We start from the raw sequence: 16141 nt of genomic DNA on the forward strand, positions 1-16141 counted from the left end.
TTCCCGTCTAGCGCCCACGACGAACCAGCACGCTGGATAGTCCCTCGGGCAGCACACGTATGATCAGAATGACAGCAAACAGCATGCCGATCTGGCCGATGATCTGCCCGTAGCTGGCATTCAATGCCATTCGGATCATCGCCAGGAACACCGCGGCCGGCGCGGTTCCGAGCAGGACATTGGCGCCGCCGATCACCACGGTGACGAAGCTCTCGACCACAAAGGTCGCGCCCATGGTCGGGATCAGCGTCATGGTCGGCGCGTAGAGCGCGCCGCAGAGCCCCGCGAGCGCGGTGCCGATACCGAAGCTGATGGAATAGATCCGCCCGGTGCGCGCGCCGAGCGCCTTGGCCATCGCCGCATTCTGCATCGTGGCGCGGGCGATCACGCCAAAGCGCGTCTTCATGAAGATGACGTAGAGGCCCGCAAGGACCGCTACCGCACAGGCAAACAGCACCAGCCGGTAGGTCGAAAACGTATAGCCCCCGATCGCGAAGCTTCCTTCCGGCGTGCCAATACCGCGCACCGCGGAGCCGACGATCAGCAGCATCGACTGCGTCACGATCAGACTGAGGCCCCAGGTCGCGAGCAGCGAGTCGAGCGGTCGCTTGTAGAAGCGCCGCACGACGAGGTACTCGACGATCATGCCGATGATCCCCGCCGTCAGCGCGGCCAGGATCTGCGCGATCGGAAGCGGCACGCCGAGATTCACGAGCCCCACGGTGACGTAGGCGCCGCACATGATGAACTCGCCATGCGCCATGTTGATGACGCCCATCATGCCGAACACGATGGCCAGGCCCGCCGCCGACAGGATGAGGAACGCGAAGACATCGGCGAACTGATAGAATACCGAGAAGAGTTCAGCCGACATTCCGGTCTCCCTGATCGCGGCGCCGCATCATTGCGGCGCCGGCTTGCTTCAAAGCCGCGATGCAAACACGAGCAAGATTCGTGCCTGCGCGCATCACGACTTGCTGGGAAGATGACTCGGCGTGTACTGATCCTTGTCGTTCTTCTTGGTGAGGTCGCAGCCGATCTCGCCGAGCCAGTATGGCTGGATCGTCCCGTAGTCCTTCTCCACCGTCACCTCATGCTTGGGCCCGACCGAGATCAGGCGCATGCGGTGCGACGTATGCTGGCTCTTCGGGTCGATGCAGACCTTGCCCTCGGGAGCCTCGATGCAGGCATCACCCGTTGCGATCACCTTTCGCATGTCCTCGAGCTTGGTCGACTTCGCCTTCTCGACCAGCGCCTTGTACATGTAGAGCGCGTTATAGGCGTTGTAGCCCATGTCGTTGATGTAAAGCTCATCGGGGAATTTTGCGTGCCAGCGCTTCTTGAAGTCATTGGCTTCGGGGGTATCGATCTCCTCGAACCAGTTCGCGGTCGCATGCATGTTGTTGAGCGCCGGCGGCTTGAACCGCTTGTGCTCGAAGCCGAGCATGATCTTGATCGAAGAGCCCATCGGCAGGTTGAGGTTGGCCGCGGCCGCCTGCTCGAAGAACGAGTCCTGGGCGGCGCCGACATTGATCGTCAACAACCAGTCCGGCTTCGCCTTCTGGATGTTCTGGATCGTCTGCGCGAACTGCGACACGCCGAGCGGGATGAATTCCTCGCCCACGACCTCGCCGCCGAGGTCCTTCATGATCTTGCGGTTCCATTCCGCGGAGATCTGGCCGAAATTGTAGTCGGCTGCGATGACATAGACCTTCTTGCCGAACTTCTGGACCATCCAGGGGATCAGGGTCGAGAACTGCTGCTCCGGCACCGCGCCCATGCTGATCATGCTGGCGTCGCAGACACCGCCTTCATACTGGTTCGTATAGAAGTACGGCGTGGTGGTGCGATCGACGATCGGACGCAGCGCCTCGCGCGATGCCGAGGTGATGCCGCCGATCAGCACGTCGACCTTGTCGCGATTGAGCAGCCGTCGGCCGAACTCCTGATAGCGGGCATTGTCACCCTGGGGATCGAGATGGATCAACTCGATCTGCCGGCCGAGAATGCCGCCGCTCTTGTTGATCTCCTCGACCGCGAGCTGCGAGCCGTGCAGCTTCGGCATGCCCATGAAGGCGAGATCGCCGGAGACGTCCTCCAGCAAGCCGACCTTCAGCGGCGGCTCCGCCGCCTGGGCGACACCTATTGCCGCGGTCCCGAGCATTGCACCAAGCAAAGCCATTCCGACTATACGCCCCGAATACATCGCGATGTCCTCTGTCGTTGAAGGATGTTTGAAGTCACGCCTTGAGGTAATTCTTCAGGATCGACGCCCCCATCGTGTATTTGGGATCGACCATGTTGCCGAGCCGCATGCGGCCGGCCTGGCTGAGCAGCATGTAGGCGTCGATCTCGTCGAAGCCGTAATCGGCGCTCATCCAGCGCACGAGCTCGCGATAGGCGATGCGCGCCGCGTCCTCGAGCGGGCGCGCGCTGCCGATCGTCATGATGAAGTCGCGCGTCTCGAGCCGCGGCCAGGCGAAGCTCCAGTTCTTGATCAGATCGATCTGCAGCGTCACCGTCGCGCGCTGCTCGAGCGCGACGCCCGAGAGCTCGCCATCGCCCTGCGTCGCGTGGCAGTCGCCGACATAGAGCAGCCCGCCTTCGGCATGCACCGGCAGATAGATAATCGCGCCCGGTGCGACGTCGGGCAGGTCCATGTTGCCGCCGTGATAATCGGGCTGCAGCGAGGAGATCGCCTCGATCTCTGGCGAGACGCCGATCGTGCCGATGAACGGTTCATAGGGCAGCGTGATCTTGTCGTTCCAGCGCACGCCGTTGCGGTCGACATGCAGCTTCCTGACGCGTTCCGGCAGCGGCGGATTGAGCAGCGCCGTGGATGCGGTCCCGACCAGGCCGCCGAACTCCGGAATGATGCAGGTCGTTCCGGCCGGCTGCGCGCCGCGGGTCTCGACGTCGCGGATATAGACGGCGAGGCAATCGCCCTTCTTGGCGCCTTTGACCGCGATCGGTCCGCATTGCGGGTTCAGATAGGGGAAGTTCAGCTTCGCCGTAGGGCTGTCGCTTTCGCTGGTGAGCACGCCGCCGAAGGCGTCTTCGGTTTCGACAACGACGACCCCACCTGGGTCGATCGAAAGGGTCGGCTTGGCATAGGGCCCATAGACGTAATGGAAGCCGCCCTGCTGCTCGATCGTCAGGCTATGGGTCGTGCCGGTCGCGCCCTTGGCAAGGGCGCGCTTGGCCATGATGGAACTCTTCAACCAATCCTCGGTCATGCGGTCGGCTCCTCAATTCAGATCGCGGGATGGCGCTTGTGCCAGTCGGTGACGCGCTGGAAAGCATCGCCCGCGCGAACGAGGCTTGCTTCGTCGAAGTGACGGCCGACGAACTGGAAGGCGATCGGCCCGCCGTTCGGCGCGAAGCCGCCGGGAAGCGTGACGGTCGGGCTGCCGGTCATGTCGAACGGACAGGTGAAGCGCAGCAGCCCGGTAATCAGCGACGGGTCCTCACCCAGCGCAGCCATCTTGGCCAATGTCGGCGCAGCGAACGCCTGGGCCGGAACGGCGATCAGATCGACCGTCTCGAACAACAGCCGCACCGCGCCGCGGAATGCTTCGCGCCGCAGCACGATCTTCTGATAGTTCATGCCGGATTGCGCCCGGCCGAGATCAAGCAGGCCGGCGAGCGCCGGACCGTATTCGTCCTTGCGGGCCGGATAGGTCTCTTCGTGCGCGACCGCCACTTCGATGCCGCACAAGGGGAACCAGTCCTCGATGACGGCCTTGGGATCAGGAAACGTGATGTCCTTGATCTTCGCGCCCAGATCGGCAGCAACGCGCAGCCCTTCGCTGAGCACCTTGCCGGCAGCCTCGTCGGTACCTTCGCTGGTCCAGCGCCGATCGACCCCGATCGTCACGCCGCGCAAATCGCCGGACAGGCCGGCGAGATAGTTCGGCACAGGCAGCGGCACGGAGGTGGTGTCCTTGGGATCCTGGCCGGCAATCACGGCGAGGATCGCGCCGCAATCGGCCGCGCTGCGCGCCATCGGCCCGATGTGATCGAGCGTTGCCGCAAGTTCGAACGCGCCATAACGGCTCACGCGTCCCCAGGTCGGCTTCAGCCCGGTGATGCCGTTGGCGGCCGATGGAAAGCGGATCGAGCCGCCCGTATCGGTGCCAAGCGAGCCAAAGCAAAGCCCCGCGGCGGTGGCGACGCCGGAACCGCTCGACGATGCGCCCGACCACAAATCGGCATTCCACGGATTCTTCGGCGGGTCGATCTTCGGGTGATGGTCGGCATAGGCGCCCTCGGTCTGCTGCAGCTTGCCGAGGATGACAGCGCCGGCATCCTTCAACCGCGCGACGACCGTGGCATCCTCGCTCGGCCGGAAGTCCCGATGAATGGTCATGCCATGCGCGGCCGGCGCGCCCTTGGCCCAGCACAAATCCTTGACGGCGATCGGCACGCCGTGGAGCGGTCCCTTGATCTTGCCGGACGCGATGTCCTTCTCGGCTGCCGCCGCTTCGGCCAGCGCCGCCTCGCCCATCACATAGGCGTAGCTCTTGAGCTTGCCGTCGAGCTGCTCGATCCGCCCGAGCATCGCCTTGGTCACCTCGACCGGCGAGAGCTTTTTGGCCTGGATTTGCTGCCCGATCTCAATGAGCCCGAGATAGTGAAGATCCGTCGTCGGCATCGTTTCTCATCCCCGCACTTGACATGACGCAAGCGCAGGCACTGCCCATCACCGCGCATGCGCCTCCGGCTTGGCGGCACGGACGTGTCGCCAATTTGTTTAGCGGCAAAAGCAAAAAACCACCCGCCCCTCCGAAACGAAGGTGACGAATGGCCCAAATGCCGCGGCTATGAACTATCGCATGGGTCCGAAGTCGAACGGAGCACTCTGCGCGGCGATCGGGACGTCATCGGCCAAATCGACGCACGCAAGGTTCGACAGGAAGCCCTGTAGGAGAAAATTCTAAGGAGGTGTGCAGCGCGTTGTCAACGAGGCTGGCTGCACAAATTTCGCGAGGTGCATGCGCAGCAAATCGGCATGACCTCTTGCACCGACCTCTGCGAAGATGATTTCCTTGATGCGTTGCGCCGCCGAAAGCACTCAATGACCAAGCCCTCCATTCCAGTTGGCATCATCTGCTCGCAGCACGGGCCCTATCAGGCCATGGGACGCGAGATCCTGAAGAGCGCCATGATGGCGGTCGACGAAATCAACAATCAGGACGAGTTCGACTTCGCGATATCTGCGCATGTCCGCGATCCCCGCGGAATCATTTCGGAGTACCACACGGTCTGCGACGACCTCATTCGCAACGTCGGCGTCGAGCACATCATCGGCTGCTACACTTCGGCCTCGCGCAAGCAGGTGCTGCCGATCGTCGAGCGTACCGATCGCCTGCTCTGGTATCCGGCGCGCTACGAGGGGTTCGAGTGCTCCGACAATGTCATCTATGTCGGCGCCTCACCCAATCACAACGTGCTGCCACTGGTGCGTTACGTGCTCGATAATCTGTCGCACGAGATCTTCTGTGTCGGCTCCAACTACGTCTGGACCTGGGAAACCAATCGCGTCACCCGCGAGCTGGTGACGGCGGCCAAAGGACGCATTCTCGCCGAACGCCTGCTCGAACTCGGTGAAAGCGCGGTCACCCACATCGTGGACGAGATCGTGCGGCGCCGGCCGCCGGTCGTCTTCAACACCTTGGTCGGCAGTTCGAGTTATGACTTCATCCGCGCCTTTCATGCGGCGACCGCCGCGGCCGGCCTCGACATCCCGATGCTGAGCTGCAGCCTGTGCGAGCCCGAGCTCAAGATCGCGGGTCCCGCGTCGGCCGGATGCATCACCTCGTCGGCCTATTTCGAGAGCATTCGCCTGCCCGAGAACCGGGCCTTCGTGGCGCGCTGGAAGGCGCGCTACGGCGAGCACAGCAGCCCGTCCGTCGACGGGCAATCCGCCTATGTCGCGGTCTATCTGCTGGCCCGCGCGCTGCAGCGTGCCGGCACATCCGATATCGGCGAGGTGCGGCGCGCCGCGGCCGGCCATCGCTACAATTCGCCGCAAGGTCCGGTCTGGATCGACGGCAGCAACAACCACTGCGTCCTGACGCCGCGGCTGGCCGTCTCGAACGCCGAAGGACAGTTTGACATCTTCTGGGAAGCTGAAGCGCCGGTTAGACCGGATCCTTATCTGACGCAGCTCGACATCGCCGCCAGCCCGGCAAGGGATGGAAAGTTGCCGAATGCGCCGCATTTGCGGGTTGTGAAATGAGCAAACCGTCGTCATTTTCGCTGCGCGGGCGCAAGGCGCTCGTCGCCATCAAGGATGAGCGCGATGCCTCGATCGTCAGGCGCCAGTTCGAGCGTCTCGGGATCGAGATCGTCACATGGGAGCCCGGTGCCAGTATCGACTGCCGTCCCGACGTGACGCTGATCGATGACGAGTTCCTGCCGCTCACCTCGCCGGCGCAACGGACGTCGCTTGGACGAAGCCCGGTCATCACCCTGCTCGGCACCGAGACGCCAAGCCGTCTGAAGCTGGTGCTCGACCTCGATCCGGCGTCGTTTCTGGTAAAGCCGCTGCGATCGGCCGGCATCTATGCCGCGCTCGTCCTGGCTTTCGAGCGAAGCGAGCGCACCAGCGAGCTCAAGCAGCAGGTGCTCAAGCTGGAGCAGCGCCTGCGATCCCGCCGTGTCGTGCTCGCCGCGGTCCTTCAGGTCATGCACACCCATGCGCTGGCCGAGCCGGCTGCCTTTGCGCTGATCCGCCGCGCCGCCATGGAGCAGCGCAAGACGATCGAGGAACTCTCGGCGGAGATCACCGCAAAGGGTTCCCTGCCGCGGGCAACGGGCTAGAGCCGGGACTATTTCTTCAGTTCTGCGTAGAGCTGCATCACCCGTTGCGGCAGCACCTCGATGCGCGGCACGCGGAGCGCATAACGCTCGCCGAAAATCCGATCGAGCTGGGGAAATTTGTGCTCACCGATACCAAAGGCAAAGATATCGGTGCCGCGCCGCCGCAGCTGCTGCGCGGCCCGGCGGGCGTCCTCGACGAGATATTGCGCATCCGGCACGTCGACGTCGGACGGCTCGCCGTCGGTCAGAACCAGCAGCACTTTCCGGAACGCGCGTCGTTCCGCGAGGTAGCCCCCGGCATGGCGCAATGCCGCGCCGAGGCGCGTGGAATGGCTGCTGCCAAGACCCGCGAGACGTGAACGAACCACGGCATCCATCGGCTCCGCAAAGCCCTTGATGCGCAGATAGCGCACGCGCTCGCGGCCGTCGGAGCTGAAACCATGCACCGCGATCGCATCATTCGCGGCCTCGACCGCCGCCGCCATGATCGCAGCCGCCTTGCGTTCGACGTCGAGGACCGTCCGGCCGCGGCGGTCACGGTCGGCGGTCGATTGCGACAGGTCCAAGAGCAGCAGGATGGCGAGATCGCGCGGTCCCGGCGCATCGCGCTGGTAGACCCTGGGCTCGCTGATATTGCCGGTGCGCCGCTCGATCGTCAGGGCGATCGCCGCGTCGATGTCGAGCGCGTCGCCGTCGCGCTGGCCCTTGTGTCTGATCCGGCGGCCGATCGACGCGTCGCGGGTCAACTCCGTGATCCAGCGCATCGCCTCGGCGTCCGTCGAGGAATCGAAGGGCTGCGCGGAAACGGCTGCATCGGCTTCCAGAATCGTTGTCCAGTCCGGCCGCTCGGTACGCGCCGCATAGTCCCATTCCGGGTAGGTCGCGACCGGAAACCCGTCCAGCAGCGTTACCGCGCTGGCCTTCGCGCGCAGCGTCTCGTCCGGCCTGGCGTTGTCGTCGGCCGATTGGCCACCCGCATCGTCGCGCCGCTCGATCCGGACGGAATCGACGGCAAGTTCGATCGTCTCGGCCGGACTGTCCCGCTGGTCACCGAAATCCCACAGCGCCAGATTGTCGTCGCGATAGGCAGGTTCGACGACGTAGCTCTTGGCGTTGAACTGCAGCCGCATCTGCCCGATGTCGTTGCCGAGCAAACCACCGATCTCGCGGCTGATGGCGGGATCGGTCCAGCGGCCGGCGGCAGCGGCAAACAGCGTCCGTCCCTTGGTCACCCACGCATCCGGATCCTGATAATCGGGATCGATCAGCGCCCGCGCCAGCCGCATCATCAGTCCGGCTGCGGTTGCCTGGCCGGCTGGCGTCGCGCTGTGAAATGGCAGCCACAGCCGGCGCAGCCCCGGCATCTGGTGGAGCGCCAGCGCCTCGACCCGGGCATCCTCGATCAGCGAGACCAGCGCGATCTGCAGCGCCTTCAGTCGCCTCACCGGAAAGCGGACGGTGGAATGCACCAGATGCGCGCCAGCATGCGCGACCGCCGCGAGATAGACGGCGTCGGCCGCCTCGCCCTCGAAGCCGGGAAAGGTCTGCGGAAGACCGACGAGGCCGGCGGCGAGCGAGGTCCGCCGCGGCACCGGCGTCGGTGCAACGGCAAGTTTGCGGAAACGCGGCTTTCTGTTCCACAACGCGATCGTGGTTGCAGCGAGGCGCTTCTCCAGCCGCGCGAAATCATCCCCGCTCCGACCGGCTGCGAACAGCTGCGCCGAAAGCTGATCGTCGAGCGCGAAATAGGCGCGGCGGCGCGATGCGCGACTGCCACTGGCGCGCAAGCCAGCGGAGACCCACGCCGCAAACTCGTCGCCGCCGGCATGCGTCAGAAACTGCCCCAGCCGGCCGATCGCGAGCCCCGCCGACTCCGGCCCGGTGGCTGCGAGTTCGTCGAGCGCGGCGAGAACTGCGGTGAATTCTCCCGCACCCGCAAGCCGGGGCAGCACCTTGGACAATTCGGTCAGCAAGGCATGGGCGACGCGGCTTCCGGCACTGCAGCCGATGTCCCTGACCGCGCGGCCGATCGCGATCAGATCATCGGCCGATCGCTGCGCCGGCCATTGCTCCGATAGACGCAGAAAACCCTGCACCACGGCTTGACCGAGATTGGCCTCGAACAGGGCGTGCACGGCCTCGTCCCAGACCGCCAAATGATCGAACCAACCGGTTCGCTGCAAAGCGGCGCGCGCCGCCTGCACGGCCGCAGCTACATCGTCATGGCCGCGCAACAGTGCCGCAAGCCGACGTCCGGACCGGAAGCTATCGAGCGAACTGATTTGCGCGACCGCCACCTGCAATCTTCCACTTACCCACAGGCCGAGATCACGTCGCGCAACGTGTTCCTGGTGTCCGCATCATCGGTCAAGGGAACGACGATCGTGGTCTCGCAGGCCTTTTCGAGGCTGATCCCGCATCCGATCAGTCGGCCGGCATTGACCAGCATCCGGGTCGAGGCACCTTCGTCGAGCCCCTGGCCTTTCAGGTTGCGGCTGTGCTGGGCGATCTTCACCAGGAGATCGGCGAGGTTCGGCTCGATACCGGCTTCGCGCGACACCACCTCGGTTTCGGCCGGCCGATCAGGATAGCCGAAATCCAGCGCCGCGAAGCGCTGCTTGGTGGATTCCTTGAGGTCCTTGATCGCGCTCTGGTAGCCCGGATTGTAGGAGATCACGAGCTGGAAGTCGGAATGGGCGTGGATCAATTCACCACGCTTTTCCAGCGGCAGCACACGACGATCGTCGGTCAAGGGATGGATCACGACCGTCGTGTCCTGGCGCGCCTCGACGATCTCGTCGAGGTAACAGATCGCGCCAAGACGCACCGCTGTGGTGAGCGGCCCGTCGCTCCACACCGTGCCCTCTGCGTCGAGCAGCCAGCGCCCCACCAGATCCGCCGCCGTCATGTCCTCGTGGCAGGCGACCGTAATCAGCGGGCGGCCCAGCCGCCACGCCATATATTCGATGAAACGGGTCTTGCCGCAGCCGGTCGGGCCTTTCAGCATCACCGGCATGCGGTTGGCGTAGGCTGCACCGAACAGTTCGACCTCATCCTTGAGCGGCCGGTAATACGGCTCCTCCCGGATGCGGTACTGGTCGAGCAGCAAAGCGGGATTGGACAAGCTCACGCCTCCCATGATCGCGCAGGCAGCCGTTCGCAACCGGTCGATATCACGATGCGAGCAGCTCCTTGAGCTTGCCGTCGATAAAGTCGACATCGACCGGATTGGTCCCCGGCCCGCCGGCGAAGTGGCCCCAGATCGACGGCACCGGCACGAGCTTGGCGTTCGGCATGTTCTCGACCTCGAACGCGCTGTCCTCCGGCGGGAAATAGAGATCGGTCTGCCCCGGCATGACATAGGCCTTGGCCTTGATCGCCCGCAGCGCGGCCTTGAAGTCGCCGTTGTAGATTTCGTTGTCGCTGATGTCGCCGTGCTGCCAGGTCCACAGCATGGTCAGCAGATTGTTGGGATCCTTCGGCAGGAAGAAGCCTTCCCAGAACGCCACCAGGAAATCCTCCAGCGACGAATAGCCCAGCGTCTTGATGTCGAGCTGCTCGCGATAGAAGGCCTGCGAAAAGCCCCAGCCGGCATAGACACGCGCGGCAGCGCGCAGGCCGCGGGCCGGCTTGTCGGTATACCAGCCTTCCTTCCACGCAGCATCCGCGGTGAGCGCCGCCTTCACGCCCTCGAGGAACACGAAGTTGTGCCGCGAGCATTTGGCCGAGCCACAGAACGGCGCCAAGAGGTCCATCATATCGGGATAGAGCGCGCCCCAATGGAACGTCTGCAGCGCGCCCATCGACCAGCCGACGACGAGACGGATATGCTTGATGCCGAATTTCTCGGTCACCAGCCGATGCTGGGCGCGCACATTGTCATAGGCCGTCACCTGCGGAAAACGCGGTCCATTATACGGTTCCGGCGTGTTGCTCGGCGACGACGACAGCCCGTTGCCGAGCATGTTCGGGATGATGATGAAGTACTTTGCCGGGTCGAGCGCCCTGCCCGGTCCGATCAGCCATTCATTGTCGTAGTGCTGGCCGGAGTACCAGGTCGGATAGACGATGACGTTGTCCTTGGCTGCGTTGAGCTGGCCATAGGTCTTGTAGGCGAGCTTGCAGTCGCGAATGGTCGCGCCGCGCTGCAAGGTCAAATTGCCGAGATCATGGATCTGATAGTCGACGCTCATTGATGTACCCTTCTTGCTTGATCGAGCTGATCGCTTACGCCGGACGCGCCACCTTTTCAGTCGGAGACTCCACCCGTGCGATCGCACCGTACACGATGCCTGCGACCACCGCGGCGGAGAACGCAGTGGACAGTCCCGGCATCAGGTTTTCAACCGCAAAGGCAAACAGCGACCCGATGCCCCAGGCGATGAACGGCTTCGCACGCCAGTCGACGTCCGCGCGCGCCTCGGCCCGTAGCAGATACTGATCGACCAGAATGATCGCACCGATCGGCGGCACGAGGATGCCGAGCAGCGACAGCCACTGGATGAAGAACGCCCAGACATTGCCGGCAGCGACCAGGATACCAAGCGCGCCGAGCACCACCGCCATCAGCCGCATATTGGTCCCGAGGATGCGCGACCAGCCGGTCGCCGCATTGTACAGGCAATGCGAGCAGACCGAGCCTAAATTGGCATAGAGGAAGATGAACGCGAGGATGCTGAGCCAGGTCAGCTGCTTGCCGTTCATGTAGCCGAACATGTTGTCGACACCGAACGGATTTGCGTTCGGCACGGCGAGCGCCGCCGTCATCACGCCGCCGACCAGCATCGCCACCAGACTGGCGAACGGAAATGCGCTGAACGTGGCAAACAGCGAGGCCCGCGTGCTCGGCGCCCAGCGATTGAAGTCCGCTGTCACCGTGCCTGCATCGATGAACAGCGCGAGCACCACGGTAAGCCCGACGCCCATCGACATGCTGGCGACGCCATTGTTGCCGGCATAGCCGAAGATCGCCGCCGACGTCGTGGTCGAGGCGGCATCGGCCGCGACCCAGAGGCCAAGCACGACAAACAGCGGCACCGACGCCAGCCCGATCCAGTGCAATCCCTTCACGCCGACGAAGGTGATCCCGATATAGAGCACGCCGGCGACGATGGTCATCGCCACATAGTTGAGGCCGTAGGTCGAGGAGATCAATGCGCCGGTGATGCCGGTCTGCACCGCATACCAGCCGAGCAGCAGGGTCGACAGCAGGCCCGACGCCAGCACGTAGCCCTTCTTTCCGAACACGATGCTGGCGATAAGCGCGAAGTTCATGCCTCGCCGGGTGCCGATCAGGCCGAGCGCGCCGACATAGGCGAACATGATCAAATTGCCGATGATCATCGCCACTAGCGCATTCTTGAATCCCATGCCCAGCACCAGCAACGATCCGGTCATCGCGCCGGTGATGATCATCGGAAAGCCCAGCCACACCATCGTGACCGAGAAGGCGCTGCGCCGAGCGCTCATCGGTACCGGCTCGTGCTCGAATTCATGGCCGAGAAGATCGTCGATCTGCCCTTCGGTCTGCTGGACCAGCCCGCTATTCGATTGACCGCTCATGATGTCCCCCCTGTTTCCTCCGCGAGGAAGTGTCCGCCGTTGCACGGAACCACGCCGGCGCGAAACATCGCGCCGGCGCCGATCATCGATGTCACTCAACGATGTGCGACTTTCTGGTTCGGAATGCCCTCGATCGGGCATTCGTCGGTTCCGACAGTCGGACGGGTCATGGCCTCGACCATTTCCCGTGTCCCCTCGGGGTCGGTGATCCAGTTCTTGTAGAAGGTGTAGGGGCAGACCGCGTGGCCGCGATCGCCGTCGCCGGAGTTGATCAGGCCGGTGTAACCGCGGTGCATCAGCTTGAAGAGATGGTTCTGCGACTGCATATTGCGGCGGGCGTCGCGGATCAGCGACACCGAGAGCTGCGCGTACTGGATGCCGTTCTCCTCGGTGCCGCACTCGCCGAGCGTCCTTCCGTCGAAGCCGATCAGCGCGGAATGGCCGAAGTAGGAATAGACGCCGTCGAAGCCGGAGGCGTTTGCGACCGCGACGTAGCAGTTGTTGGCCCAGGCCATCGACTTCGAGATCTGGATCTGCTGCTCCTTGGCCGGATACATGTAGCCCTGGCAGCGCACGATCAGCTCGGCACCGCGCATCGCGCAGTCACGCCAGATCTCCGGATAGTTGCCGTCGTCGCAGATGATCAGGCTGATCTTCAGTCCCTTGGGCCCGTCCGAGACGTAGGTGCAATCGCCGGGATACCAACCCTCGATCGGCACCCACGGCATGATCTTGCGATACTTCTGGACGATCTCGCCCTTGTCGTTCATCAGGATCAGGGTGTTGTACGGCGCCTTGTTGGGGTGCTCCTCGTGACGCTCGCCGGTTAGCGAGAACACCCCCCAGACCTTGGCCTTACGGCAGGCGTCTGCGAAGATGCGGGTCTCCTCGCCCGGCACGGACGACGCCGTCTCGTACATCTCCTTGGAGTCGTACATGATGCCGTGGGTCGAGTATTCCGGGAAGATCACGAGGTCCATGCCCGGAAGGCCGAGTTTCATGCCGTCGACCATCTTGGCGATGTTGCGCGCGTTATCCAGCACCTCGGCCTTGGTGTGCAGGCGCGGCATCTTGTAGTTCACCACGGCAACGCCGACCGTGTCCTTGCTGCTTGATATGTCTCCATGCAACATGTCTCGACTCCCTTTCCTGAGCGATAATTCCCGCTACACGGCCATGTGCAGCTGGATGAGATCATCGGTGAGCTCACCGATCGCGCCCTTGGCGACGACGCGTCCCTTTTCGAGCAGCGCGAAGCGGTGAGACGCGCGCCGCGCGAACGCGACATTCTGTTCGACCAGCACGACCGTGATGCCGCGCTCGCGATTGAGACTGACGATCACGTCCTCGATCTGCTCGACGATGTTCGGCTGGATGCCCTCGGTCGGCTCGTCCAGCAGGATGACCTTGGGCTTGGCCAGCAGCGCCCGCGCGATCGCAAGCTGCTGCTGCTGGCCGCCGGAGAGATTGCCGCCATAGCGATTGAGAAAGTCCTTGAGTACCGGAAACAGCTCGAGCACCCACTCCTCGATTCCGTTGGCCGATTTCGCCGCGAAGGTTCCGAGCGTCAGGTTCTCCCGCACGGTGAAGCGCGGCAAAATCCCGCGGCCCTGCGGCACGTAGGCAATACCGGCCTTGGCGCGCTGATAGGTCCGCAGCGGCGAGATGTCGGCACCGTCGAGCGATAGCCGTCCGGTGCACCGGTCCATCAGGCCGAGGATGCTGCGCATCAGCGTGGTCTTGCCGACGCCGTTGCGGCCGAGCACCGAGAGGAATTCGCCATTGCCAACCATCAGGTTGATGCCCTGCAGGGCGCGGCTGTTGCCGTAGAAGGCGTCGACGTCGGTCAGCTCAAGCATGGCTGATGCCTCCCGATCCGAGATAGGCGCGGCGCACTTCCGGATGCGCCTCCACTTCCGCCGCGGTGCCCTCGGCCAGCATCTGACCCATATGCATCACGGAGATGATGTCGCCGATCGCCTTGACGAAGCCCATGTCGTGCTCGACCACGATCAGCGTGTGCTTGCCCTTCAGCCGTGCGAACAGTTCGGCGGTCTTGCGGGTTTCCTGCACCGTCATGCCCGCGGTGGGCTCGTCCATCAGGATCAGCTCGGCGTCCTGGGCGACCAGCATGCCGATCTCCAGCCACTGGGTCTGACCGTGCGACAGATAGGCGGCCGGCCGGTCGAGCTGCTCGGTGAGCCCGACCAGCTCGGCCAGACGCTCGACATGCTCACGCCCTGAATTGCCAATATTCCAGCGCAAATTGCCAAGCACGGAGGTGCGACGCGCCCGCGCCACTTCAAGATTCTCGGAGACCGACAGCTCGCGGAACACGCTCGGCACCTGGAATTTGCGGCCGACGCCGGCGCGGGCGATTTCGTATTCCTCAAGGTCCTGCAGCGCGGTGCCATCGAAGCTCACCGTGCCGGCGCTCGGCTTGACCTTGCCGCAGATGATGTCCAGCGCGGTGGTCTTGCCCGCGCCGTTCGGCCCGATCAGGCAGCGCAGCTCGCCCTTGCGCACGCTCATGTTGAGTGAATTGAGCGCCTTGAAGCCGTTGAAGCTGACCGAGACGTCGCGGAGATCGAGATGGGAGCTCATGTGCTGCCCTCCGTCTGGCCGACGCCTTGCGCCACCCCGCCCGCGGCCGCATGGCGGCGCTGCACGATCCAGCGCAGCATGACCTGTGCGAGGCCAGCGAGCCCCTTCGGCAGGAACAACACCACGAGCACGAACAGCGCGCCCATCACCAGCGTCCAGGTTTCCAGGAACGCCGCTGACTCCGACAGCGCGCCCTGCATACCCGCCACCAGCACCGCGCCGAGGAACGCACCGACCAGGCTCTGCCGGCCGCCGACCGCGCACCACACCACGACCGAAAGAGAGAGCTGCACGCCGAGGAAGGTCGGCGAGGCAAACTCCATCACCACCGTGTAGAGCATGCCGGCAAGGCCCGCGATCGCCGCCGACAGCGCGAACACGAAGATCTGGTAGAGCGCGACGTCGTAGCCGAAGTAGCGCACCCTGCTCTCATGGTCGCGGATCGCCTGCACGATCAGGCCGGCCTTGGTCCTTGTAAAGGCAAAGGCGACAAGCAGGCTGAGCAGGACACAGCTGGCCACGAGATAGTAGGTTGCGCGGCCATAGGCGTCGAACGCGACGCCGAAGATCTCGAGCTGGGCGAGATCGGTGATGCCGTTGAAGCCGCCGGTGTAGCTCTGCTGGTCGATGATCACGAGATTGATCACCACCATGGTGGCGAGCGTGATGATCGAGACATAGACGCCGGTGACGCGGCCCCGGAACATGAACCAGCCGAGCGCCGCCGCAACCAGCGCCGGCACGATCAGGCCCGCGGCGATCGCGAAGGTCAGCGAGCGGAACGGCTCCCAGAACCACGGCAAATGCTGGACATTATTCCAGACCATGAAGTCCGGCAGTCCGCTCGCCCCCGTGTGCACCGGCACGGTCTTGAGCTTGAGCGCCATTGCCATGGCGTAGGAGCCGAGCCCGAAGCTCATCGCTTGGCCGAGATTCAGGATGCCGCCGAATCCCCAGGACAGCCCGAGCGACACCGTGAGGATGCCCAGCACCAGATAACGCGCGACCTTGTTGAGCAGGAAGTCGTTGTTGAGCATCACCGGCAGCGCGAACACCACGGCGCAGACGATCAGCAGAGGCGCAAGCTGCGCGATCAGGCGCTGCAATCCGCTGGAGTTAGGAACATGCGACGGCATAGATGAGCGATCTG

The 16141-nt window shown here is 64.0% G+C and carries 14 protein-coding genes; 2 read left to right on the forward strand and 12 right to left on the reverse strand.

The window, feature by feature from the left end:
- Positions 1 to 7: 7 nt before the first annotated feature.
- The 4 genes from J2R78_RS00820 to J2R78_RS00835 all read right to left on the reverse strand — a co-directional run bounded on the left by J2R78_RS00820 (position 8) and on the right by J2R78_RS00835 (position 4654).
- On the reverse strand, positions 8 to 874 hold the full coding sequence (locus J2R78_RS00820) for a branched-chain amino acid ABC transporter permease (RefSeq protein WP_253609376.1): 867 nt from the start codon (positions 872 to 874) through the stop codon (positions 8 to 10).
- A gap of 93 nt (positions 875 to 967) precedes the next feature.
- Positions 968 to 2182, reverse strand: coding sequence for an urea ABC transporter substrate-binding protein (locus J2R78_RS00825; RefSeq protein ID WP_092080051.1), 1215 nt, complete (start codon positions 2180 to 2182; stop codon positions 968 to 970).
- Between the two features lie 58 nt (positions 2183 to 2240).
- A complete protein-coding gene (locus J2R78_RS00830; RefSeq protein ID WP_057015930.1) occupies positions 2241 to 3236 on the reverse strand; it encodes an acetamidase/formamidase family protein in 996 nt (331 codons plus the stop codon).
- A 17-nt stretch (positions 3237 to 3253) separates the two neighbouring features.
- The gene (locus J2R78_RS00835) at positions 3254 to 4654 is read right to left on the reverse strand and encodes an amidase (RefSeq protein ID WP_253609377.1); all 1401 of its coding nucleotides are present in this window, start codon (positions 4652 to 4654) and stop codon (positions 3254 to 3256) included.
- A 423-nt stretch (positions 4655 to 5077) separates the two neighbouring features.
- On the opposite strand from J2R78_RS00835, the gene J2R78_RS00840 reads away from it, so the two are divergent.
- Together J2R78_RS00840 and J2R78_RS00845 are read left to right on the forward strand one after the other, a co-directional pair.
- The gene (locus J2R78_RS00840; protein ID WP_253609378.1) at positions 5078 to 6241 is read left to right on the forward strand and encodes a transporter substrate-binding domain-containing protein; all 1164 of its coding nucleotides are present in this window, start codon (positions 5078 to 5080) and stop codon (positions 6239 to 6241) included.
- Positions 6238 to 6825, forward strand: a complete 588-nt coding sequence (locus J2R78_RS00845; RefSeq protein WP_253609379.1) for an ANTAR domain-containing response regulator — start codon at positions 6238 to 6240, stop codon at positions 6823 to 6825. The genes J2R78_RS00840 and J2R78_RS00845 overlap by 4 nt, the downstream gene beginning before the upstream one ends.
- Positions 6826 to 6833: 8 nt before the next feature.
- On the opposite strand, the gene J2R78_RS44920 is transcribed toward J2R78_RS00845, so the two are convergent.
- The 8 genes from J2R78_RS44920 to urtC form a co-directional block, all read right to left on the reverse strand.
- Positions 6834 to 9122 carry a nitric oxide reductase activation protein NorD gene (locus J2R78_RS44920; protein ID WP_253609380.1) on the reverse strand — a complete coding sequence of 763 codons (2289 nt, stop codon included), beginning with the start codon at positions 9120 to 9122 and terminating at the stop codon, positions 6834 to 6836.
- A gap of 14 nt (positions 9123 to 9136) precedes the next feature.
- Positions 9137 to 9964 (reverse strand): CbbQ/NirQ/NorQ/GpvN family protein, encoded by an 828-nt coding sequence (locus J2R78_RS00855; RefSeq protein ID WP_051002629.1) that lies wholly within the window; start codon positions 9962 to 9964, stop codon positions 9137 to 9139.
- Between the two features lie 34 nt (positions 9965 to 9998).
- Positions 9999 to 11018 carry an alpha/beta fold hydrolase gene (locus J2R78_RS00860; RefSeq protein WP_225647402.1) on the reverse strand — a complete coding sequence of 340 codons (1020 nt, stop codon included), beginning with the start codon at positions 11016 to 11018 and terminating at the stop codon, positions 9999 to 10001.
- A gap of 34 nt (positions 11019 to 11052) precedes the next feature.
- Positions 11053 to 12387 (reverse strand): cytosine permease, encoded by a 1335-nt coding sequence (locus J2R78_RS00865; RefSeq protein ID WP_253609381.1) that lies wholly within the window; start codon positions 12385 to 12387, stop codon positions 11053 to 11055.
- A 95-nt stretch (positions 12388 to 12482) separates the two neighbouring features.
- On the reverse strand, positions 12483 to 13520 hold the full coding sequence (locus J2R78_RS00870) for an aliphatic amidase (protein WP_253609382.1): 1038 nt from the start codon (positions 13518 to 13520) through the stop codon (positions 12483 to 12485).
- Positions 13521 to 13553: 33 nt separating this feature from the next.
- Positions 13554 to 14246, reverse strand: coding sequence for an urea ABC transporter ATP-binding subunit UrtE (gene urtE, locus J2R78_RS00875; protein WP_050386944.1), 693 nt, complete (start codon positions 14244 to 14246; stop codon positions 13554 to 13556).
- Positions 14239 to 14991, reverse strand: a complete 753-nt coding sequence (gene urtD, locus J2R78_RS00880) for an urea ABC transporter ATP-binding protein UrtD (RefSeq protein WP_253609383.1) — start codon at positions 14989 to 14991, stop codon at positions 14239 to 14241. Before urtD ends, urtE begins: the two co-directional genes overlap by 8 nt.
- Entirely contained in the window at positions 14988 to 16127 is a 1140-nt protein-coding gene (gene urtC / locus J2R78_RS00885) for an urea ABC transporter permease subunit UrtC (protein WP_253609384.1), read from the reverse strand. Before urtC ends, urtD begins: the two co-directional genes overlap by 4 nt.
- Between the last annotated feature and the right edge of the window lie 14 nt (positions 16128 to 16141).

Origin of the sequence: Bradyrhizobium sp. USDA 4538, from assembly GCF_024171045.1 — a bacterium.
GTDB classification, from domain to species: Bacteria; Pseudomonadota; Alphaproteobacteria; order Rhizobiales; family Xanthobacteraceae; genus Bradyrhizobium; species Bradyrhizobium australafricanum.